At 59.7% G+C, this 395-nt stretch carries 1 protein-coding gene; it reads right to left on the bottom strand.

Going from position 1 to position 395, the window contains the following annotated elements:
• Positions 1 to 395, bottom strand: a 395-nt coding sequence (locus AU465_RS32855) for a hypothetical protein (protein ID WP_192257145.1), incomplete at both ends; no start/stop codon positions are given.

Below are 395 nucleotides of genomic sequence, written 5' to 3'. Positions count from 1 at the left end.
CCGCCATAGACATGGGACACCGTGGAGGCGTCGGTCACGGTAAAGGTGGTGCCGCCGGCATTGCTGCTCTCGATCCGGGAGCTGACCGTCATTCCCGACAGGTCGAGCACGGCGTCCTCGGTGGTCAGCGTACCGCCACTGATGGAGCTGATGCCCGCCAGGTTCGCCTGACTGACCTTGAGCGTGCCGCCGATCGAATAGGCCTCGATATTGGAAATCACCGTCGAAAACGGAACGGTCAGGTCGAAGGAGCCGTTAAACGCAACGGTATCTTGGATCGGGTGGTCGAAACCATCCTCATTGTAGCTGCCCGTGCCACCATCGATCAGGTTGGTCGTCTGAAGTTGCGCGGCATTGTTCAGGACAAAGATATCCTGGTTGGCATCGGCCCCGTG

Source organism: Mesorhizobium silamurunense, assembly GCF_014843905.1.
GTDB lineage: Bacteria > Pseudomonadota > Alphaproteobacteria > Rhizobiales > Rhizobiaceae > Mesorhizobium > Mesorhizobium silamurunense.
The sequence above is the reverse complement of the archived record's forward strand: the minus strand, read 5'-3'. Positions and strand labels throughout refer to the sequence as shown.